Annotated in this window: 20 protein-coding genes; 13 read left to right on the plus strand and 7 right to left on the minus strand. The window is 67.7% G+C overall.

What is annotated here, in order from left to right; genetic code table 11:
- Nucleotides 1–2: 2 nt before the first annotated feature.
- The 4 genes from CGZ88_RS03230 to CGZ88_RS03245 form a co-directional block, all read right to left on the minus strand.
- On the minus strand, nucleotides 3–392 hold the full coding sequence (locus tag CGZ88_RS03230) for a cold-shock protein (protein ID WP_026644425.1): 390 nt from the start codon (nucleotides 390–392) through the stop codon (nucleotides 3–5).
- A 149-nt stretch (nucleotides 393–541) separates the two neighbouring features.
- Nucleotides 542–2,521 (minus strand): ATP-binding protein, encoded by a 1,980-nt coding sequence (locus tag CGZ88_RS03235; RefSeq protein WP_101671043.1) that lies wholly within the window; start codon nucleotides 2,519–2,521, stop codon nucleotides 542–544.
- A gap of 37 nt (nucleotides 2,522–2,558) precedes the next feature.
- On the minus strand, nucleotides 2,559–3,296 hold the full coding sequence (locus CGZ88_RS03240; protein ID WP_026644426.1) for a response regulator transcription factor: 738 nt from the start codon (nucleotides 3,294–3,296) through the stop codon (nucleotides 2,559–2,561).
- Between the two features lie 88 nt (nucleotides 3,297–3,384).
- Nucleotides 3,385–4,374 carry a TPM domain-containing protein gene (locus tag CGZ88_RS03245; protein ID WP_081663863.1) on the minus strand — a complete coding sequence of 330 codons (990 nt, stop codon included), beginning with the start codon at nucleotides 4,372–4,374 and terminating at the stop codon, nucleotides 3,385–3,387.
- Nucleotides 4,375–4,467: 93 nt separating this feature from the next.
- Between CGZ88_RS03245 and CGZ88_RS03250 the strand changes: the two genes are divergently transcribed.
- On the plus strand, nucleotides 4,468–4,761 hold the full coding sequence (locus tag CGZ88_RS03250; RefSeq protein WP_026644427.1) for a WXG100 family type VII secretion target: 294 nt from the start codon (nucleotides 4,468–4,470) through the stop codon (nucleotides 4,759–4,761).
- A gap of 181 nt (nucleotides 4,762–4,942) precedes the next feature.
- Here CGZ88_RS03250 and groL read toward each other — a convergent pair whose 3' ends face one another.
- The 3 genes from groL to CGZ88_RS03265 form a co-directional block, all read right to left on the minus strand.
- Nucleotides 4,943–6,556 carry a chaperonin GroEL gene (gene groL, locus CGZ88_RS03255; protein WP_026644428.1) on the minus strand — a complete coding sequence of 538 codons (1,614 nt, stop codon included), beginning with the start codon at nucleotides 6,554–6,556 and terminating at the stop codon, nucleotides 4,943–4,945.
- Nucleotides 6,557–6,867: 311 nt separating this feature from the next.
- Nucleotides 6,868–7,077, minus strand: a complete 210-nt coding sequence (locus CGZ88_RS03260) for a cold-shock protein (protein WP_026644429.1) — start codon at nucleotides 7,075–7,077, stop codon at nucleotides 6,868–6,870.
- Between the two features lie 243 nt (nucleotides 7,078–7,320).
- Nucleotides 7,321–7,986, minus strand: coding sequence for a LytR C-terminal domain-containing protein (locus CGZ88_RS03265; RefSeq protein WP_101671044.1), 666 nt, complete (start codon nucleotides 7,984–7,986; stop codon nucleotides 7,321–7,323).
- Between the two features lie 144 nt (nucleotides 7,987–8,130).
- Here CGZ88_RS03265 and CGZ88_RS03270 point away from each other — a divergent pair, with 144 nt between their 5' ends.
- The 12 genes from CGZ88_RS03270 to CGZ88_RS03325 all read left to right on the plus strand — a co-directional run bounded on the left by CGZ88_RS03270 (nucleotide 8,131) and on the right by CGZ88_RS03325 (nucleotide 20,987).
- The gene (locus CGZ88_RS03270) at nucleotides 8,131–8,832 is read left to right on the plus strand and encodes a uracil-DNA glycosylase (RefSeq protein ID WP_026644431.1); all 702 of its coding nucleotides are present in this window, start codon (nucleotides 8,131–8,133) and stop codon (nucleotides 8,830–8,832) included.
- 125 nt (nucleotides 8,833–8,957) lie between these two features.
- Nucleotides 8,958–10,016: an AAA family ATPase gene (locus CGZ88_RS03275; protein ID WP_026644432.1), complete on the plus strand. Its 1,059-nt coding sequence runs from the start codon at nucleotides 8,958–8,960 to the stop codon at nucleotides 10,014–10,016.
- Nucleotides 10,013–10,984, plus strand: coding sequence for a DUF58 domain-containing protein (locus CGZ88_RS03280; RefSeq protein ID WP_051198291.1), 972 nt, complete (start codon nucleotides 10,013–10,015; stop codon nucleotides 10,982–10,984). The genes CGZ88_RS03275 and CGZ88_RS03280 overlap by 4 nt, the downstream gene beginning before the upstream one ends.
- Nucleotides 10,981–11,514: a hypothetical protein gene (locus CGZ88_RS03285; protein ID WP_051198293.1), complete on the plus strand. Its 534-nt coding sequence runs from the start codon at nucleotides 10,981–10,983 to the stop codon at nucleotides 11,512–11,514. Before CGZ88_RS03280 ends, CGZ88_RS03285 begins: the two co-directional genes overlap by 4 nt.
- A gap of 2 nt (nucleotides 11,515–11,516) precedes the next feature.
- Nucleotides 11,517–12,569 (plus strand): vWA domain-containing protein, encoded by a 1,053-nt coding sequence (locus CGZ88_RS03290; protein ID WP_034523464.1) that lies wholly within the window; start codon nucleotides 11,517–11,519, stop codon nucleotides 12,567–12,569.
- Nucleotides 12,566–13,576 (plus strand): vWA domain-containing protein, encoded by a 1,011-nt coding sequence (locus tag CGZ88_RS03295; RefSeq protein ID WP_026644435.1) that lies wholly within the window; start codon nucleotides 12,566–12,568, stop codon nucleotides 13,574–13,576. The genes CGZ88_RS03290 and CGZ88_RS03295 overlap by 4 nt, the downstream gene beginning before the upstream one ends.
- Entirely contained in the window at nucleotides 13,573–14,166 is a 594-nt protein-coding gene (locus CGZ88_RS03300; RefSeq protein WP_026644436.1) for a DUF6466 family protein, read from the plus strand. The genes CGZ88_RS03295 and CGZ88_RS03300 overlap by 4 nt, the downstream gene beginning before the upstream one ends.
- Nucleotides 14,167–14,404: 238 nt before the next feature.
- Nucleotides 14,405–14,776, plus strand: coding sequence for a hypothetical protein (locus CGZ88_RS03305; RefSeq protein WP_101671045.1), 372 nt, complete (start codon nucleotides 14,405–14,407; stop codon nucleotides 14,774–14,776).
- Nucleotides 14,773–16,275 carry a PGAP1-like alpha/beta domain-containing protein gene (locus CGZ88_RS03310; protein ID WP_243390043.1) on the plus strand — a complete coding sequence of 501 codons (1,503 nt, stop codon included), beginning with the start codon at nucleotides 14,773–14,775 and terminating at the stop codon, nucleotides 16,273–16,275. Before CGZ88_RS03305 ends, CGZ88_RS03310 begins: the two co-directional genes overlap by 4 nt.
- A 73-nt stretch (nucleotides 16,276–16,348) precedes the next feature.
- Nucleotides 16,349–17,791, plus strand: a complete 1,443-nt coding sequence (gene purB / locus CGZ88_RS03315; protein ID WP_101671046.1) for an adenylosuccinate lyase — start codon at nucleotides 16,349–16,351, stop codon at nucleotides 17,789–17,791.
- Between the two features lie 258 nt (nucleotides 17,792–18,049).
- Nucleotides 18,050–20,521 (plus strand): lysylphosphatidylglycerol synthase transmembrane domain-containing protein, encoded by a 2,472-nt coding sequence (locus CGZ88_RS03320; RefSeq protein WP_101671047.1) that lies wholly within the window; start codon nucleotides 18,050–18,052, stop codon nucleotides 20,519–20,521.
- A gap of 184 nt (nucleotides 20,522–20,705) precedes the next feature.
- Nucleotides 20,706–20,987, plus strand: a complete 282-nt coding sequence (locus CGZ88_RS03325) for an HU family DNA-binding protein (RefSeq protein ID WP_022857750.1) — start codon at nucleotides 20,706–20,708, stop codon at nucleotides 20,985–20,987.
- The last annotated feature ends 63 nt before the right edge of the window (nucleotides 20,988–21,050 follow it).

Raw genomic sequence — 21,050 nt, forward strand, 5'->3', positions numbered from 1 at the left:
GTTCATTCCTGTACGTCGAAGTTGTCCGCAACGGCGCGCAGCAGCTGCGCAAGCTTGCGGCTGTCCGTCTGCGACGGGTAGCGGTGGCGGCGCAGCTGGTTGCCGGCGTTGTCGAGGAGCTTGATGAGGTCCTCGACGATCGCGGCCATGTCGTCCGGCTTCGGGCGCGTCGCCTTGACGAGCGACGGCGCCGCCTTGACGGGCGTCACGTTCATCGCGACCGGTCCGCGGCTGGCGTCGACGACCGAGTATTCGACACGGGCGCCTTTGCGCAGCTCGCTCACCCCAGCAGGGAGCGAAGTCTGGGGAAGGAACACGTCCGAACCATCATCGCCGGTGATGAATCCAAATCCCTTCTTCGCATCGAACCAACGTACACGTCCGCTAGGCATGTCCACCTCTCACTTACCAGATTGTCCTGTTGCCGCCATCCGTTGGGCGGCCCCGCGTTCTTACCAAAACTTCATTCTACCGCACCGCCTGCGCATCCGTCGAGCGCTTGCGCTCGGCATAGCCGCACATTGACTCCGCGCCCGTCCGCTCAGCCCTGACGGCGCCGTCCTCTGCTCTGCCGATCCGTCCGCTCCGCACCGGCGTCCGCAGGCTGCAGCGATGCAGCGGCGCCGGAGGACTCGCCGTGCCCGCGACGCGCGGTGTCTTTACGTGCGGCGTCCTTGCGTGTTGATTCCTTGCGCGCAGTGTCCTTACGCGCAGTGTCCTTACGCGCAGTGTTCTTACGCGCAGATTCCTTACGCGCAGATTCCTTGCGCGCGGCGTCCTTATGCGCCGTGTCCGCGGCGGCCGCATCCTCCAACGTCGTGTCGTCGCCGTGCGTGAGCGGCAGGACGAGCGTCAGCGTCAGGCCGCCGCCGTCGCTTTCGCCTGCACAGATGAAGCCCTGATGCGCGTTGATGACCGACTGCGCGATCGCCATGCCGAGTCCGGTGCCGCCTTTGAGGCGCGCACGCGACGGGTCGGCGGTGTAGAACCGTTCGAAGATTCTCGGACGTGCCTCGGCGGGCACACCCGGGCCGTGGTCGGCGAAGCGCGCGACGGCGACCATCATGCCGCGGTTCGTCGTCGCATATTCGGCGGCCGCGCGCAACACCCGCACCATCGATTCGTCATCGGGCGGCAGCTGCGTCAGTTCTTCCGCGTCCATCGACACGCCGATGACGCCGAGCGAGAGTTCGACCGGCGAATCCTGCGGCGTGTAGCGGTGGATGTTGCCGACGATGTTCGTGACGACCTGCTGCAGCCGTGCGCCGTCGGCGATGATCGTGACCTTCGGCAGCGGCCCGTCGGTCATCGCCAGCCGCGGATGCGCGGGATCGTTGAGATTGAGGCCGACGACGCCGGTGCGGATCCGGCGTTCCGGGTCGAGCGCGTGCAGGTCGCTCGCCGAATCCGCGAGCACGACACCGAGGTCGACGCGCTGCGTGATCGAGATGCCGCGGCCTTCGTCAAGCCTGGCAAGCGACAGCAGATCCTCGACGAGCACCGTCATGCGCGCGCTCGACGCCTCGATATGGTCGATCGAATCGTCGGCGCGTGCGAGCGCGTCCGCCGGGTCGCCGGCGCCGCGCTGCATCTTGTACAGCTCCGCGTAGCCGTGGATCGCGGCAAGCGGCGTGCGCAGCTCGTGGCTCGCGTCGGAGACGAATCGTTTCATCTTGTCGGTCGTCGCCTGCTGCTGGCGGAAGCTGCGTTCGATCTGCGCGAGCATGAGGTTGAGCGAACGCGCCAGCGAGCCGATCTCAGTGCCCTCCGGCGCCGAGGGGATGCGCTGCGAGAGGTCGCCGTTGGCGATCTTCGCGGCCGTCTTCTCGATGCGTTTGAGCGGTTCGAGCGTGCGTTGCACGAGCAGCGCACTGACGACACCGCCGAGCATGACGACGGCGATGCTCACCATGACGCAGAACTTCGTCAGATTGTCGATCATGTCGATCTGGTTGCCGAGCGACAGACCGATGTAGATGATGCCGCGGTCATGCTGGATGCCGTTCGCGTCCTCGCTGATCCAGCGCAGCGCGACGACGCGCCACGGATATTCGGCCATCGTCATCGTCGAATGGTCGGGCGTGCGCGTCGCGTTCGACGTGTCGACGATCGCCGGCGTCGTATAGGGCTTGGCGAGTTCGTGGCCGGCGAGGTCGCCGTTCTCGGGCAACCGCGGGCGCGAGACGACGCCGTCCTTGTACACTGGCTGCAGCAGCACCGTCGACGTGTGCGAGGTCGCGTCGTAGGCCTGCACGTAGTAGCTGATCATCGGGTTCGACGCGTTCGCCTTGTCGTTGAGCAGCACCGTGTTCTTGAAGACGAGCTCCGCCTGCTGCAGCAGCTGGCTGTCGGTGCGCTGCATCATGTAGTTGCTCACGAGCTGCGTGATCGCCAGCGAGATGCACACAGTGCCCACCGACAGCAGCACGATGATCGACGCGACGAGCTTCGCACTCAACGAGACATGCGCCAATGGGCCGTCCTCGCCGCGCGAGGACGTGCCCGTGCCGGTCTTGCCCATCGTCTGTGCCTCCCCTGATTGCCTGCCGTCGCCGCGCTCAGCTGCGTGGAACCCTGATCATGTAGCCGATGCCGCGCTTGGTCTCGATGAGCGGCTGCACCTTGTGCTTCGTGCCGTCCTCGTCGGTCACCTCGAGGTCGTCGACCTTCTTGCGCAGATAGGAGATGTACGATTCGACGATCGCCGCGTCGCCGCCCCAGTCGTACTGCCAGACATGGTCGAGGATCTGCGCCTTCGACAGCACACGTCCCTCGTTGTCCATCAGGTAGCGCAGCAGCTTGTATTCGGTCGGGCTCAGCTCGATCTGCTGGCCGGCGCGCGTCACGTCGTGCGAATCCTCGTTGATCTCGAGGTCGCCGACGCGGATGATCGGGTCGTCCTCGACGTGTTCGCGCGTGCGGCGCAGGATCGCGCGAATGCGCGCGACGACCTCCTCGAGGCTGAACGGCTTGGTCACATAGTCGTCGCCGCCGACGGTCAGTCCCATGACCTTGTCCTGCGTGTCGTCGCGCGCGGTCAGGAAGAGGACCGGCGCGTCGATGCCTTCCTGGCGGATGCGGCGCGTGACGGTGAAGCCGTCGATGTCCGGCAGCATAACATCGAGGATGACCAGATCCGGCTTCGTGCGTTCGATGACCTCGATCGCCTCGGATCCCGAGGCAGCGGTCTCAACCTCGTAGCCGGCGAAGTGCAGCGAGGCGACGAGGAGTTCGCGGATGGACGGTTCGTCGTCGACGACGACGATCTTTGCTTCAGTACCTTTGCTCGCGTTCATACCGTTCATGATGACCTCGCCGACTGAAGGTTTCCTGAATGTCCGCTGTGAGTTCCGTTTCGTCGCATCCGTGCGCGCCGGCGACGACTCAGCCCTTGTATTTCGCATGCGGGTCGTCCACCTGGGCGGCGGCTGCGGCGGCGGATGTGTCGTTGGTAGGGGCGTCGTCGGCGGACGCGGCGGGCGATGCGGCAGCGCCGGCGGCGGCGTCGGTGTTCTTGGCGGCCGTATCGTCGGCGGTCTTGGCGGCGTCCGCATCGTCGTCGTGCACCGCTTCCTCCTCGCCGGAGACGTCCTTGGCGTCGTCGACCTCGCGTCGGCGGCGCACGACGATGACGACGCCGACGACGACGGCTGCGAGCGCGACGACACCGATGAGGACGGCGATGCCGACCATCGTCACCGAACTCGACGTCGACGTGTCCTTCTCTTTGATGATGACGTCCATCATGTCGATCGCCGAACGCGCCCAGTCGGGGCTTTCGCCGGCCTTGACGCCGGTGAGCGGCGCCGAGGCGGCCTCGGAGAGCGCGTCGACGCTCTTCTGGCTGCTGAGCCATTCGTCCGAGCCGGGCGAGACGACGACGGCGAGGTTGCCGTCGTTCGTCGCGACGGCGAGCAGCACGGTGTTCGGCGCCGGATCGAGCGAGCGCAGCGTCTGGCGCGCCCAGTCGTCGGGCGAATCGGTCGAGTTGAACGAGTCGACGTAGATGAGGCGCACCTGCACACCGGTGCGTTCGCGTGTGCGCGTGATCGCGTCGGAGACCTTCGCGATGTCATTGCCGAGCAGGTTCTGCGTGTCGAGGATGTAGCTGCTGTTGGGATCGACAGTCGTCTCATCGGTCGGCGATGTCGACGGCGACATCAACTGTGACGTCGTCGGCGACGGCGTCGCCTCGTCGGCGGACGCGGTCGGCGCCATGAGCGACGCCCCGGCTGTGACGGCGAGGACGAAGGCGAGCACGACGGCCGCGCAGCGGCGTGCGAGCTGCGCCGTCACGCCGCGGGAGAAATGTGGACGACGGTACCGTCCGTACACATGGGTCGTTGCGCCTTGGTTCTCGATTCGCATTGTCATACAGTCCACAGTACCGGTCGGCGGTCACATGCCCTCCGGCGTTCCGTCTCGGCGGAACAGGTCATCAAGACAACGGAAGAAAGGAACAGGCAGATGCCCCAGTATCAGGTGGATTCGGAACGCATCCAGGCGTCGGGCGCCGCCGTGTGCTCGTCGGTCGCCCAGATCAGGCAGGCGGTCGGCGGCATGTACGCGAACCTCAACGCGCTGCAGGACTGCTGGCATGGTGCCGCGGCGACGCAGTTCACGGCGCTCGCCGCGCAATGGCGCGCCGCGCAGCAGCAGATGGAACGCTCGCTCGAGGCGATCCAGCAGGCGCTCACGCAGGCGTCGACGGTGTACGCGGACGCCGAGCATGCGGCGGCGCGGCTCTTCTCCGCCGGCTGACACGGCGCGGGCAGCCGCGTCCCGGATCGGCCGGACCACGCACGTCCGGACGACGTCCGCATGAGAGAGGTCCCGGCTTCCCCCTCGGGAAACCGGGACCTCTCTTCATCAGACAGCCGTCAGACGGCGGCATCCGTCGCCGTCAGTGGCATGCCATGCGGTGGTGTGTCATAGGCATCGATCAGTAGCCCATGTCCTGGCCAGCGCCGGCGGCCGGAGCCGGTTCCGGCTTGTTCGCGACGACGGCCTCGGTCGTCAGGAACAGGCCGGCGATCGACGCGGCGTTCTGCAGCGCGGAACGGGTGACCTTGACCGGGTCGGTGACGCCGGCGGCCATCAGGTTCTCGTAGGTGTCGGTCGCGGCGTTGAAGCCTTCGCCCTCGGGCAGCGACAGCACCTTGTCGAGCACGACGTCGCCGGACAGGCCGGCGTTGTCGGCGATCTGCTTGAGCGGGGCCTCGACGCCGCTGAAGACGATCGCGGCACCGGTGGCCTCGTCGCCGTCGAGCTTGACGTCCTTCTCGGCCTTCGCCGCGGCCTGCACGAGCGCGACGCCGCCGCCGGGCACAAGGCCCTCTTCGATGGCGGCCTTCGCGTTGCGCACGGCGTCCTCGATGCGATGCTTGCGTTCCTTGGCCTCGACCTCGGTCGCGGCGCCCACCTTGATGACGGCGACGCCGCCGGCGAGCTTGGCAAGACGCTCCTGAAGCTTCTCACGGTCGTAGTCTGAGTCGGTGTTCTCGATCTCGGCGCGGATCTGCGCGACGCGAGCCTCGACATCCTCCTTCGAGCCGCCGCCGGAGACGATCGTCGTCTCGTCCTTGGAGACGATGACCTTCTTCGCGGTGCCGAAGACGGACAGGTCGATCGAGTCGAGCTTGAGGCCGATCTCCTCGGAGACGACCTGGCCGCCGGTGAGGATGGCCATGTCCTGCAGCATCGCCTTGCGGCGGTCGCCGAAGCCCGGTGCCTTGACGGCGCAGGACTTGAAGGTGCCGCGGATGTTGTTGAGGATGAGGGTCGGCAGCGCCTCGCCGTCGACGTCCTCGGCCACGATGAGCAGCGGCTTGCCGGTCTTCATGACGAGCTCAGCGATGTGGACGACGTCCTGCTGCGAGGAGACCTTGTTCGACGTGAGCAGGATGTACGGATCGTCGAGGACCGCGGTCTGGTCCTCGGCGTTGGTGACGAAGTACGGAGAGATGTAGCCCTTGTCGAAGCGCATGCCCTCGGTGAACTCGAGGTCGAGGCCGAAGCGGTTGTTGTCCTCGACGGTCACGACGCCATCCTGGCCGACCTTGTCGAGCGCCTCGGCGATCTTCTCGCCGACCTCGGGATCGGCGGCGGAGATCGTCGCGGTCGCAGCGATCTGCTCCTTCGTCTCGACCGGCTTGGCGGATGCGACGAGTTCCTTGACGATGGCGTCCGAGGCCTTCTCGATGCCGCGGCGCAGCGCGATCGGGTTCGAGCCGGCGACGACGTTCTTCAGGCCCTCATGCACGAGCGACTGGGCGAGCACGGTCGCGGTCGTCGTGCCGTCACCTGCGACGTCATCGGTCTTCTTCGCGACTTCCTTGACGAGCTCGGCGCCGATGCGCTCGAACGGATCCTCGAGGTCGATCTCCTTGGCGATGGAGACGCCGTCGTTGGTGATGGTCGGCGCACCGTAGGTCTTGTCGAGCACGACGTTGCGGCCCTTCGGTCCCAGCGTCACCTTGACGGTGTCCGCGAGCTTGTCGAGACCGGCCAGCATGCCCTGGCGCGCTTCCTCATCATATTCAATGATCTTTGCCATATGTTCCTCCGCTATGGGATAGATACGTCATTACGACATCACCCGGAACATCGGAGCGGCCGCCGACCGTCAGCTTTCAGCGATCACTCCCATCGCCCGAGTGCTACATGGCAGATTAGCACTCTCACCGCTTGAGTGCCAACCCGACATGCTGCACATTGCGCTGTGGGCAAGAATAGCCCTGCTCCCATCCGACCACGCACGGCCGTCGCGTGCGGCGGACGTCGGCGGATACGACAAGGCCGGACCCTTCCCGCTGGTAGTCGCATGCGGGTCGCGGTCCGGCCTTGGACGAGGCTTGCGGCGAGACGCTACCGCTGAATCACCGATACCTTCGTCGCACGAAGCCCCTTCGGTGTGTCCTCCAGTTCGAACTCGACGGCGTCGCCTTCGCGCAGCGTGCGGAAGCCATCCGACTGAATCGCCGAATAGTGGACGAAGACGTCGTCGCCTCCCTCCGCCGTCGTGATGAAACCATATCCCTTGCCCGCACTGAAGAACTTGACGGTTCCCTGTGTCATTTTCCCTAATTCTTTCTTTAGCCAAACCATAAATGACCACGACCGGCAGGACCCGTGACCTAAAACGTCCCCAATCATCGGGAGCCAGACCGCGATCGCGATTCCAGTGTAGCCACCCATATGCCCCACGACGCGACCCGCGCGCCGCATATGGACGCCCGGAGAGCCCCCGCAACGAAAGAAAAGCGGGTCCGCGCGCCTTTGAGACACGCGAACCCGCGAAGCGATGGGGCCACAGGATGCTCACTGCATGAGCACGATGACGATCGGCGCGCCGATGCCGGGCGCCTGCTCGATGGTGGCGATGCCGAGCGTGGAGGCGACTGCCTGCGCCGTGGCCAGATCGGCGTCGTTCTGGTACCACACGACCGTCTGCCCCGGCAACGCCATATCGCCCGGATTCATCGGCGTGGCGTTCGGGTATCCGTCGGCGACGAGCTTCTGCGCCTCGGTGGACGCGTAGCCCTCCCGCGTCGTTCCGTTGACGACGCTAATCGCCGCCGCCTTGTTGACCTGCTGCGACTCCTCGGGCGTCGGCGCCTCGGAGGATTCGGACGGCGACGCCGACTCGGAGGGCGACGTCGATCCGGCGGGCGATGCCGACTCGCTTGCCGACGCCGATTCGCTCGACGACTCGGACGGCGCGGCGGCCGTCGTCGTCTGCGCGACCTGCGCGCTTGAGATCGACGACGACGAGACGCGTCCGCGCAGCAGGTTCGCCGCCTCGCCGGAGAAGATGCTCCAGAACAGCACGCCGGCGGCGACCGCGGCGATGATGACGATGACGAACGGCGTGAGCCTGACACCCAGGGAGCGTGCGCCCCGGTGCACGCCGACCGGTCCCTGCGGCGGGTCATCGTAGGCGTCCTTCGGGTAGGAGTCGTAACCTTCGCTGTCCTTGCGAGCCATAATGGTCCTTCCGTGTCTTACGAGCGTGTGCGCGGCCGGCGCGGCCGTCAAGGCGCGCGCACGACGTTCCCGCAACTCACTATAACGAAGGCACTGGGCACGCCGCAACGCCGCCGGCCCGCGCCGCGCGGTAGCCTTGGAACCATGAGCAGACCATGCAGACCACTGAACGAATCGATCGACCCGCAATGGGCGCTCGCCCTCGCCCCCGTCGAAGAGCAGATCCACCACATGGGCGACTTCCTGCACGAGCAGGCCGCCGAAGGCAAGCAGATCCTGCCGGCCGCGCACAACATCCTGCGCGCGTTCCGCGAACCGTCCTTCGACGCGGTCAAGGTGCTCATCGTCGGGCAGGACCCGTATCCGACGCCTGGATACCCGGTCGGCCTGAGCTTCTCGGTGGCGCCCGACGTGCGTCCGCTGCCCAAGAGCCTGATCAACATATATAAGGAACTGCAGGACGACCTGCATGTGCCGCCGCCGCGCAACGGCGACCTGAGCCCGTGGACGCGACGGGGCGTCATGCTGCTCAACAGGAGCCTGACCGTCGAGGCGCACCATCCGAACAGCCATCAGGACAAGGGCTGGCGGCCGGTCACCGACGCGGCCGTCAGGGCGCTCAACGGCCGCGTCGATGATCAGGGCCGGCCACTGCCCCTCGTCGCGATCCTGTGGGGCCGCAACGCGCAGACGCTCGCGCCGCTGCTGACGAACGCCTTCATCATCGCCTCGGCGCATCCGAGCCCGCTGTCCGCCTCGCGCGGCTTCTTCGGCTCACGCCCGTTCTCGCGCGCCAACGCGGCGCTCGAGGCAATGGGCGCCTCCCCCGTCGACTGGTCGCTGTAAACGGGGCGGGGCATCAGACCGGGCCTTGAGCGAACCGCCCCGGTTACGCCGAGCGCAGCCCGCGCTCAAGCATGACAAGTACAATGTGCTCTCGAATCTATCCGTACTACAGAAGAGTGCATGCCATGGCCTTGTTCCAACAGCAACCACAGACGCCACCAGCCGCCCCTCCGGCGGCACCCAAACCCCCGGCGCTGTCCGCACAGGACGCGGCCCGTGCGCAGCAGCTCGTCGCCCGGATCCGCAACCGTTTCACAGGCACGCTCGTCGGTCAGGACAACCTGCGCGAATCGCTGATCACGACGCTCGTCGCCGGAGGCCACATCCTCATCGAATCAGTGCCGGGACTGGCGAAGACGACGGCCGCCCAGACGCTCGCTACCTCGGTGTCCGGCACCTTCAAACGCGTGCAGTGCACGCCCGACCTGATGCCCTCCGACCTCGTCGGCACGCAGGTCTTTGACTTCTCAACGCAGCGCTTCTCGACGCAGATCGGCCCGATCCACGCGAACTTCGTGCTCCTCGACGAGATCAACCGTTCGAACGCGAAGACGCAGTCGGCGATGCTCGAGGCGATGGCCGAGGGCGCCACGACGATCGGCGGCCAGCGCATCCCGCTGCCCAAGCCGTTCATGGTCATCGCCACGCAGAACCCGATCGAGGAGGAGGGCACCTTCAACCTGCCCGAGGCGCAGATGGACCGCTTCATGATGAAGGCCGTCATGACCTATCCGACGCCCGAGCAGGAGGTCGCGATGCTCACGATGCTCACGCGCCGCGGCTCCGACACGCTCGACCCGACGGCCGTGACGCCGGACGTCGTCTCGATCGCCGACGTCGAGTTCCTGCGCACCGCCGCGCGCCATGTCCACGTCGCGGACCCGATCATGAAATACGCGGTCGACATCGCCGACACGTCCCGCGGCGGCGGCCCGAAGCCGGTCCAGGGACTCTCGTCGCTCGTGCGCCTCGGCGCCTCGCCGCGCGCCTCGATCGCGCTCGTGCGCATCGGTCAGGCCTCGGCGCTGATGGCCGGCCGCGACTACGTGATCCCCGAGGACCTCAAACGCTTCGCCCACGAAGTGCTGCGCCACCGCATCCTGCTGACCTTCGAGGCGCTCGCCGACGGCGTCGACGCCGATCAGGTCGTCGACCAGATCGTCAGGGCGGTCCCGGTTCCATGATCGACGCCCGCCGACACGAAGACCCGGTGCGCCGGCGCATCGAGGCCCTGGGCACGTCGATGTCGCTGCCGACCGTCGCGCGCGCGCTCGGCGTGCTCGAAGGCGAACACCGCTCGCCCCGGCGCGGCGGCACCGACGACCTGCTCGACGTGCGCGCCTATGAGATCGGCGACGAGGCGCGTCAGATCGACTGGAAGATCAGCGCACGCTCCGGACGCACGATGGTCGTCCAACGCGAGCGCCGCTCGTCCAGCCGCGTCCATCTGCTGCTGGACGGCGGCCGCGAGATGACGGCCACGTGCCCGTCCGACGAACGCGCGTACGCCGTCGCCGCGAACGCGCTGTGCATGTTCGCGGCGCTGACGCTGCGCCGCAGCGACGACGTCTCCCTTGTGCTGGGCGACGCGTCGCGCATCACGCGCGTGCCGTTCCACGGCGGCTTCGCGCAGTTCGAACGCAGGATCGACGAAGCGATCGACCGCCGCTGGACGCAGCCGCGCAACCTCGGCGCGCTGCTCGACTACGCGATCCGTCTGCGCGACCGCCACGCGCTCGTCGTGCTGGCGACGTCCGACGCCACCGTCGGCGACGACGAGCTGCGCCGCATCCGTCGCATCGCGCAGACGCACCCCTTCGTCCTCATCGATGTCGCCACCGTCAACCCCTTCGCCGCCGAGCCCGTGCCCGGCCGGCGCGGCGTTCGCGTCAGAAACGGCGCGAACGGGCGGCGCGTCCCGGCGTTCCTGACATGTCGCGCGCTCGCCGACGAGGTCGCCACGCACCGCGCGTACCGTGTCTCGGCGCTGCGCCAGGAGCTGTCGCGCTCCGGCGCGCGGCTCATCCACGCCGATTCGAGCGAGGCGATGTTCCATGATTTCGTCCGTCTGATCTCGCTGAGCCGTCTGGGCACGCCCGGCGCGCGCTCGCATCTGCGCACCGATCGCGCCGACAGGGAGGTGTCCACATGAGCCCGTCCGTTCCGACGACGCTGCTGCTGGCCGTCCAATCCGACGACCTGCGCCCGGTCGCGGCCCCGGATCTCGCGCCGCAACTGTGGATCTGCGCCGGCGTCGCGATCGCCGTCGCGATCGTCTGCGTCGCGATCGCGTTCCTGCCGCGCCGCGCGTCCGCGAAACGACGCGAGACCGGCGCGCACGCCGACGGTTCCGACACGCGCGCGTGGCTGGCGCGCATCGACGCCGTTGTGCGCGACTACGACGCACAAGCGACCACGGCCGACGAGGCCTATGCGCGCCTCGCCGCGATCGCGCGCGCCTTCGCGTCGGCGCGTTCGGGCCGTCCGCTCGCCACGCGCACGCTGCATGACCTCGAACGCGAGCCGCGCGGCGGCGACGCCGGCAACTGGGACGCGCTGCGCATGACGATCGCCGCCCTCTACCCTCCCGAATTCGCCGACGACGACCATCCGAGCGTGCGTGAGGCGTCGGTGGCGACGGCCGCCGGCTGGGTGTCCGATCTTGTGGAAAGGTGGCGCTGACGATGCTGCACTGGCAATGGCCCTGGGCGATCCCGATCGCCTTCGCCGCGGCGTGCGCGATCGGCGCGCTCGCCTTCTGGCTCAACGCGCGCGGCGGCGCCGACCCGGCCGACGCCGTGGCCTGGGACGTCGACGACGGTCTGGGCACCGAACGCGGCTCGCGCATGCTGCGCCTGTGGCGCCGGCTCAACCATGCGGCCGGCGCGCTCATCGCGTTCGCGCTCATGCTCGCCTGCGTGTTCGCGGCGCGCCCGGCGCAGGTGGACGAGCAGGCCGAACGCAGCGCGACGCGCGACATCGTGCTGTGCCTCGACGTCTCCGGCTCGGCGCTGCCCTACGACCGTCAGGTGATTGACACGTACCGTTCGCTCGTCACGCGTTTCCGCGGCGAACGCATCGGCATGAGCATCTTCAATTCGACGTCACGCACTGTGTTCCCGCTCACCGACGACTATGCGATGGTCAGCCGCCAGCTCGACGAGGCGAGCACGCTGCTCAAGGGCGTCGAGTCGCAGGACGACATCGACGGCATGAGCGACAGGCAGTACCAGCAGGTCTCCGACTGGCTCGCCGGCACGCAGAACCGCAAGAACGCGACGAGCCTGATCGGCGACGGCCTCGTCAGCTGCGCGGCGATGCTGCCCGGCTTCTCCTACGGCAAGTCGTCGTCGGACATGAGCCGTGACGCGTCGATCGTGCTGGCGACCGACAACGTCGTCTCCGGCACGCCCACCTACACGCTCGACGAGGCGCTCACGATGACGTCGAAGGCGCACATCGCCGTCGACGGCCTGTTCTCCGGCCCTGCGCAAATCGAGGGCGACGAGGCGACGACACGGATGCGCACGCTCATCGAACAGCATGGCGGCGTCTTCCTCACGCAGTCGAACGGCGATTCGGTCGACGCGCTCGTGCGTTCGATCGACGCGCGGCGCACGAAGGACGTCGAGGAGGCCGGCCGCGCCGCATGGACGGACGCGCCGGGCTGGTGGACGCTCGCGCTCGCCGTGCTCGCCGGCGCATGGCTGCTTGTGGCATGGAGGTTGGCACGATGAACGGATTCACCTTCGCACCCGCGCTCGGCTGGATCGCCGCGTCGATCCTCGCGGCCGCGCTCGCCGCGCTCGCCGTCGGCGTCATTGTGCTGCATGCGCGCCGTCCGGGCGACGAGACGATTGGCATGTGCATCAGGCGCGTCGTGATCTGCGTGCTGCTCGCCGTGCTCGCGCTGACGCCGAGCATCGCGACGACGACGACGAGCCGCGCCGTCAACGCGACCGACGTCGTCATCGCGACCGACGTCACCGGCTCGATGGGCGTGACCGACGCGACCTACGGCGAGCGGCGCGGCATCAGCCGTCTCGACGCGACGAAGGCCGCGATCGACGACATCACGGCGAGCTACGCGAACTCGAGCTTCGCGGCGCTCAGCTTCGGCTCGGCAGCCACGCTCGACGTGCCGCTGACGCCGGACGCGGCGGCGATTGACCATTGGGCGTCCTCGCTGCACACCGAGGCGACGACCGCGTCATCGGGATCGTCGGCGGACGCGGCGATCGACCAGCTGCTGCTGACGCTCAAGTCGATCCGCGACGCGCATCCCGACGACCGCATCGTGCTGTATCTGATCACCGACGGCGAGCAGACGATCCCGACGTCGCGGCGCACGTTCTCGTCGCTGCGCCGCTACCTCGACGACGCCTGTGTCATCGGAGTCGGCACCGAGGCGGGCGGCAAGGTGCCACGTCCGGCCGCCGACGGCGAGGAAGGCGGATGGATCGTCGACCCGTCGACCGGACAGCCGGGCGTCTCGATCATGGACAGGCGGCAGATCGAGTCAATCGCCGACGAACTGAGCGGCTCCGCGCTGTTCACGACGGACGGCGGCACCGTCGCCTCGTCTGCGATCACGAAGGAGTCGCGCCAGTGGCGCGCGACGACGACGGACAAGGAACGCGTGCGTGTCACGCCGGTCGTCTGGCCGGTCGTGCTCGTGCTGCTCGCCGTCATGGCGTGGGAGGCCGGCGCATGGTTCGGCCAGTCGAGGAGGCTGCTGCAATGAGCAAGGCATCATCCAACAACGCGACGTCCAAGTCGACACGACGGCCGCGGCGTCTGCCGCTCGCCGCGCGCATCGTGCTGCTCGTCGTCGCCGTCGCGGCCGTCGTCGTCGCCGTCTGGTCGTTGTGGAACGTCCACGCCACCGCCGAGAACATCGACGCCACGGCGACGCTGACGCGCACGATCGACGAGGCGGCCAAACCCGACGCCGACTTCAAGCGGCTACTCGCGCAGCAGCGGCAGACCGACGCCCGCTACGACGCGCTGCTGGACGCGAAGGCGACGCTGCTGCCCGAACTCGTCTCGAACGTCGAGCGCAACGCGCGCACCTCCAAGACGCTGACCGGACGCCTCGAGGAGAGCCTCGCGCAGCAGGAGCGCGACAAGCAGTCGCAGGACGCCGGCGGCACAACGACCCAGAACGCTGAGCGCGGCGCCGACCCGGCGCTCGACGAGCAGGAGCAGCGCAAGCTCGAGGAACTGCTCAAGAACAACGAGCCGACCGAGGGCGACGCGTCCACGTCGACGCAGGACGGCAAGCGCACGCAGCAGGGAGGCACCGCCGGCAGCCAGGACGCCAAACCCTGGTGAGCGGCGCCGTTGACGCCCTCTCCTCCGTCTGCCTATCAAATCGCATCAATCATATCAATCACAGGCCCTGCCGCATCCGCAAATTGTGGACGCGGCAGGGCCTGTCTACATCCTGTGTGGACACAGGCGGATGTTATCCACACGTCGTGTCGTCCACATTTCGGGGCTGAGCCTGCCTTCCGGTCACAATGGTCCGCTCGGCTGGACACGGCGGACGTCGTCGGCGTCCAATGGAGGCATGGACACGACATACGACATGACGCGAACGGCCGAACCGATGCACGGACGCCGGCCGATACGACCACTGGACGGCGCTTCGGCGCTCATGCCGCCGACGACGATGGCGCCGCTGCTGCGCGACGACGGCACGGCGATGCTCGAGGCCGTCATGGCCGACTGCCATCAGCTCATGCGACGCATGGCGGACGAATGCGCGACGACAATCGACGAGGCCGTCGGCGCGCTCGGCGCCGCACGGATCGACGGATGGCACGGCACGGCCGCCGAACTCTACCGCGAGCGCATCCGCTCAGCCGGCACGCAGGCGCGCATCGTGCGTGCGCAGGCCGGGCTCGCGCCGGCGATGCTGCTGGGAACGGCGGGTGCATGATGACCAGGCAAGTGACCTCCTCGGTGCACGGTGGCTCCTTCGGCGTCGCCGACGACGGTGCCTACCTCGAGGCGTGGGCGCGGCTCGACGCGACGCAGACGGCGCTGAAGGCCTGTGCCGCCGCATGGACGCGCACGGCCTTCGCGTTGTCGACGCGGCAGATGGACATGCTCGCCAGGCAGCCCGCGATCGACGCGGCCGGTACAAGCGGCGCCATGTCGGCCGCGCTGACGCATCGCATCACGCGCGCCGTCGACGCCTGTAACGACGTCGGCGCGATGCTGCGCCGCATCGGCGACGAATGCGGACGCCTCGCCGACCTCGTCGCGCGCGCCCACGGCCTGTACAACGCGGCCGAATCGGACAACCGACGGATGACCTCGAAGGTCGTGCAGATGCTGACGACGATCAATCCGTTGGCGATGACGGCCGTCGCCGTCGGCACGGGTCTGGGCGGGGCGGCGTACGGGAAGGCCACGGAAGGCTCCTTCGGCGTCGCGCACGCCTCGCACGCCACCGCGTGGATGCAGGAGGGGCTGATGGCCGGCATCAGTACGCGGCTCAACGCGTTGAATGAGATGGGCGGCCTGGCCGCGATTGGCGATGACGGTCGGCATGTCGCCGGCGCGGCCGGACGGATCGCGGCGCTCAGCGCGCCGATCAACGACCGTCTGCAAGGCGATCGTCTCATCGTGACGCGGACGTCGCCGAACGCCGGCGAACGGCCGGTCGGCTACGTAGACGGCACGGCCGGGGCGCTGCACGACCTGCGCCGGCTCGGGGCGGCGAACGGCGACGGTGCACGCACGGGGCTGTCCTATGCGACGATCGCGATCTCACGCTATGCGCGTGCAGACGGCACGAACGCGTGGCTCGTGACGATCCCCGGCACCGACGGGCAGCCGGATTCGCCGTTCGGGTGGGAGCAGAACGTCGAACTCATGGGCGACAACGCGGCCCGACGGGCGCGGGCGGACAGCGCGCGCTTCGTCGCCGAGGCGATGCGGCTCGCCGGCATCGACGTCGGCGAGCCGGTCGCGCTCATCGGGCATTCGCAAGGCGGCATCGTCGCGGCGACGCTCGCGAGCGACTACGTCGACGAGTTCGCCATCGAGCACATCGTAACCGCCGGCTCGCCGATCGCGAACCATCCGATCGGCGAGGACGTGTGGGTGACGAGCATCGAGATGGACGACGAGCTCGTCGCCGCGCTCGACGGCGCCGCGAACCCGGAGCACGAGCGCTGGCTGACGGTGCGCGGCTCGCTGAGCGAGGCCGACGACGACCGTCCGCTCGTCTCGAGTCCGGTCGACATTCCCGACGGGCCGCTGCGGATGACGCACGACCTCGCCTTCCACGAGGCCGCGTACGCGAGCGCCGCGCAGCTCGGCTCGCCGGCGCTCGAACGGCACGACGCGCATCTGCGCGGAACGATCGCGGGCGAGTATCAGGGCACGACGTACTGGCGCGGCCGCATCGGCGACGACGCAGACAAGTGAGCGCCACACCCCGGCGTCTCATGGATGGGACGCCGGGGCCGCCGCGTTCACGGTTCTGCGTAGAGTGAAGGACATGAAGCTTACCGACATCACCCCCGCCATCGCGCTCACGCCGCTTGATGGCCGTTACCATGCCCAGACCGCCGAGCTCGTCGAATATCTCAGCGAGCCCGCCCTCAACCGCGAGCGCATGCGCGTCGAGGTCGAGTGGATGATCATGCTCGCCAACGGCTACGCCGGCAACGGCTGGAAGCCGATCGTCCCCGGCGTCGAGCCGCTGACCGAGCAGGAGCAGGCCTTCCTGCGCGCGATCCCGGAGGAGTTCGGCGCCGAGGGCATCCGCCAGCATGCGGCGCACGAGGCCGTCACGCACCATGACGTCAAGGCCGTCGAATACTACATCGACGACCAGCTCGACAAGGCGGCCGACGTCCTCGGCCACCCGACGCAGCTGACGGGACTCAAGACGCTCGTGCACTTCGCCTGCACGTCGGAGGACATCAACAACCTGTCGACGGCGCGCTGCGTCAAGAACGCCGTCGAACGCGTCTGGCTGCCGGGCATCGACGCGATCGTCGACCTGCTCGCCGAGCAGGCGGAGCGTTTCAGGGACCTGCCGCTGCTGTCGCTGACGCACGGCCAGCCGGCCACGCCGACGACGCTCGGCAAGGAACTCGCCGTCTACGTCTACCGCCTCAACCGTCAGATCAACCATGTGCGCGCGCAGCAGTACCTCGGCAAGATCAACGGCGCGACCGGCACCTTCGGCGCGCATCTGGCCGCAATCCCGGACGTTGACTGGATCGACGTCTCGCGCGTTTTCGTCGAGGACCGCATGGGCCTGACATGGAACCCGCTGACGACGCAGATCGAATCGCACGACTGGCAGGCGGAGCTCTACGGCACGATGAGCCATGCGAACCGCATCATGCACAACCTGTGCGTCGACGTGTGGATGTACATCTCGCGCGGCGTATTCGCGCAGGTGCCGGTCAAGGGCGCGACCGGATCGTCGACGATGCCGCACAAGATCAATCCGATCCGCTTCGAGAACGCCGAGGCGAACTTCGAGATCTCATGCTCGCTGCTCGACACGCTTTCGGCGACGCTCGTCGAATCCCGTTGGCAGCGCGACCTGACCGATTCGACGACGCAGCGCAACATCGGCTCGGCGATCGGCTATTCGGTGCTCGCGCTGAACAACCTGCTCGGCGGCCTCAAATCGATCCATCCGAACGAGACCGTCATCGCGTGCGAGCTCGACGAGAACTGGGAGGTGCTTGGCGAGCCGATCCAGACGGCGATGCGCGCCTGCGAGCTCGCGGGCCTGCCCGGCATGGAGAAGCCCTACGAGAAGGTCAAGGAGCTGATGCGCGGCCATGAGATCGGCCAGCAGGACGTCGAGGCCTTCATCGACTCGCTCGCCTTCGACGAGGCGAGTACAGCGCGCCTCAAGGCGCTGACGCCGGCGACCTACGTGGGCGCCGCCTCGAAGCTCGTTGACTACGACCGCTGACCATCGCCGCCTGCAACTGCGGAACAACGGACCGCCGTCCGGTCGCCCGCGGATCATCGATGATCCGTACGGCGTCCGGACGGCGGTCCGTTGTTCGCCGGCGCCCATTCGCCCACGCCCATCCGTGCATCCCCTGTCCATGTCCGTGTCCACGGCCGGCCGGGTTTGGCAGCCGCTCCCCTAGAATGGTAGGGTTCGAAGGCGGCACGACCGGCGTGGACGACGCCCGCCGCCGCCACCCACAGGAAAAGGACGCCGATGCAAGCATCTGAACAGGGAACGCCTGCGGCTCGGCCGCACGACGGCGACGGGCCGCAGGCCGGCGACGTCGTCATCGCCGACAACGAGCCGAAACGCGCACATGTCTTCTCCGATCTGCTCCATGCGGCCGCCGCTCTCATCTCCGGCGTGCTCATCATCGTGTTCGCCGTCTATCTGCGCGGCATCACACAAGGCGTCGAAAGCGACGCGCACACGGCGGCGCGCGCCCTCGAATGGCTGCTCGACGTGCCCGCGTCGTTCCTACAGCAGCTCATCGTCGTGTTCACCGTCGTCAGCGTGCTCGTCCAGCTCGTCATCAACCGCGACTGGCTGCGCTCGGCTTGCGCGGTCGGCGCGCTCATGCTCGGCTTCGGCGCCGTCTGGGGCGTCTCCTATCTGCTGTCCACGCAAGGCTCGGCGATCCTCGTCAACTCGCTGCTGTCGACCGGCACGCACACCGGCACGACGCTGCTACCCGATTTCTACGCGTCGATCGGCGCCTTCCTGACGGTGGCGGGTCCGCGCCGCATGCATTCGACCGTCAAATGGGGCTGGAACGTGCTGTTCATCGGCGCGCTGCTACTCGTCGTCAGCTCGTGGAACTCCGTCCCCGGCGTCATCGTCTCGATCCTCATCGGCCGCATCGTCGGCCTCGTCATCCGCTTCGCGATCGGCACGCCGAACTCGGGTGCCTGGGGCCTGCACGTCGTCTCGGCGCTACGCCAGATAGGCCTCGACCCGACCGAGCTGCGACTGCGCGACGCCGACGGCGCACACGACGGCATCCTGCGCACGTCGCTCGAGGACGACCTCGTCGAGAACTCGCGCATCTACTCGTGCCGCACGAAGGACGGCGCACGCTACGTCGTCTCCGTCCTCGACAACCAGCTGCACGTGACCGGCTACCTCAACCAGATGTGGCAGCTCATCCGGCTCAGCGGCGTCGCCGTGCGCCACGACCGTTCCGCCGTCAGCGCGACGCACCACCATTTCGCGATGCTGCTCGGGCTGCGCAACCTCGGGCTCGCCTCGATGCACCCCTACGGCGTCGTCGATTCCGGGGAATCATCGATCCTCGTGCTCGACCGCGACTCGGCGCTGCGTCCCGCCGACGTCGACCATCTCGATGACGAGGCGATCGCCGGATACATGACCTATCTGCGGCGCGCGCACCGGCGCGGCTACACACACCGGCGCATCACGACCGACGTCCTCGCCCGCACGAGCCATGGCACGCCGGTCATCGCCGGCTGGCAGAACGGCGACGACGCGAGCTCGCCGGCCAACATCTCGCTCGACAAGGTGCAGCTGCTCGCCCTGTTCGCCGCGCTTGTCGGCATCGAGCGCACGCTGCGCGTCGCACGGCGCGTCTGGGGCGACGACACGCTCGTCAACCTCACGCCCTTCGTGCAGAAGGCCGCCGTGCCGGCGTCGACGCGCACATTGCCCGGCTGGAACAAGACGCTGCTCGAGGATCTGCGCAAGGCGATGGGCGCGCTCGCTCCCGAGGAGGTCTCCGAATCGCTCGAACAGGTGACGCTGTCGCGCTTCAGCGCACGTTCGTTCTTCGCGCTCGCGCTGCTCGTCATCGCCGTCGTCGTCGTCATCACGCAGATGAACCCGAGTGAGATGATTAAGGCGGCGCGCGACGCGAACATCTGGATGGCGCTCGTCGTGCTGCTGTTCAGCTTCCTCGCCTGGGTCGGCTCAGCCGTCTCCCTTGGCGGCTTCATCGACCCCGACCGCCGTCATCCGCTCGGCATCCTGTTCTCGCAAATGGCCGCCGGCTTCACCGCCGTCTCGATGCCCGCCGGCATCGGCCCAGCCTTCGTCAACCTGCAGTTCCTGCGCAAAAGCGGCTACCGCAACACCGTCGCCACGGCGATCATGAGCGCCGTGTGGGCCGTGCAGGCCGCCGTCACCGTGCTGCTGCTCATCGGCATCGGCATCTTCACCGGCCGCAACTCACTGTCGAGCATGGTGCCGACGAACACACTGATCATCGTCATCGCCGCCGTCGCGCTCATCGTCTCGGTCGCGATGGCGATTCCGCCGGTGCGCAAGAAGGTGACCGACAAGTATCTGCCGCTCGTCAAATCGTATGCGCGCAGCCTGCTCGAGACGTTGACGCAGCCGACGAAGCTCATCGTGAGCGCCGCCGGCGGCCTGCTGCTCAATCTGGCCACTGGCTTCGGCTTCTGGGCGGCGCTCGAGGCCTTCGGATACTCGACGAACCCGATCGAGACGACCTTCATCTTCCTGCTCGCGAACACGCTCGGATCCGCCGTGCCGACGCCGGGCGGCCTCGGCGCCGTCGAGGCCGCGCTATCGGTCGCGTTCACGGCCGTCGGCGTGCCGTCGACAATCGCGATCTCGGCGACGCTCGTCTACCGTCTCGGCTTCTACTGGCTGCGCATTCCGGTCGGCGCGCTCGCGATGAAGTGGCTCGACAAGCACAATCTGATCTGATTTCAGGCCTCTGGGAGACGATGAGGACGCCTTCGGAGGCCCGGATGGGCGCGCCAAACGCGAAAAAGTTCCCAAAACCCTTGCGAAACGCCGCTTCCCACACATTTATGCGCTAAGATTCATTACTGAACATGTGGTTGAGACGTGCAATGGGCTCAACCCCTGAACCAAGAAGGATGCTCACATGGCATACAACAAGTCTGATCTCGTCACCAAGATCGCTCAGAAGTCCCACCTGACCAAGGCTCAGGCTGAGGCCGCCGTCAACGCATTCCAGGATGTGTTCGTCGAGGCCATGAAGTCCGGCGAAGGCCTGAAGCTGACCGGTCTGTTCTCCGCTGAGCGCGTCAAGCGCGCCGCCCGCACCGGCCGCAACCCGCGCACCGGCGAGACCATCGAGATCCCGGCGACCTACGGCGTGCGCATCTCGGCCGGCTCCCTGCTGAAGAAGGCCGTCACCGAGTGATCGGCTGACCATACCGAGTCATCGAACCGATGAGGCCCCGACCAACGCTGGTCGGGGCCTCAT

The sequence above is a fragment of the Bifidobacterium anseris genome, assembly GCF_002860345.1.
Taxonomy (GTDB): Bacteria; Actinomycetota; Actinomycetes; order Actinomycetales; family Bifidobacteriaceae; genus Bifidobacterium; species Bifidobacterium anseris.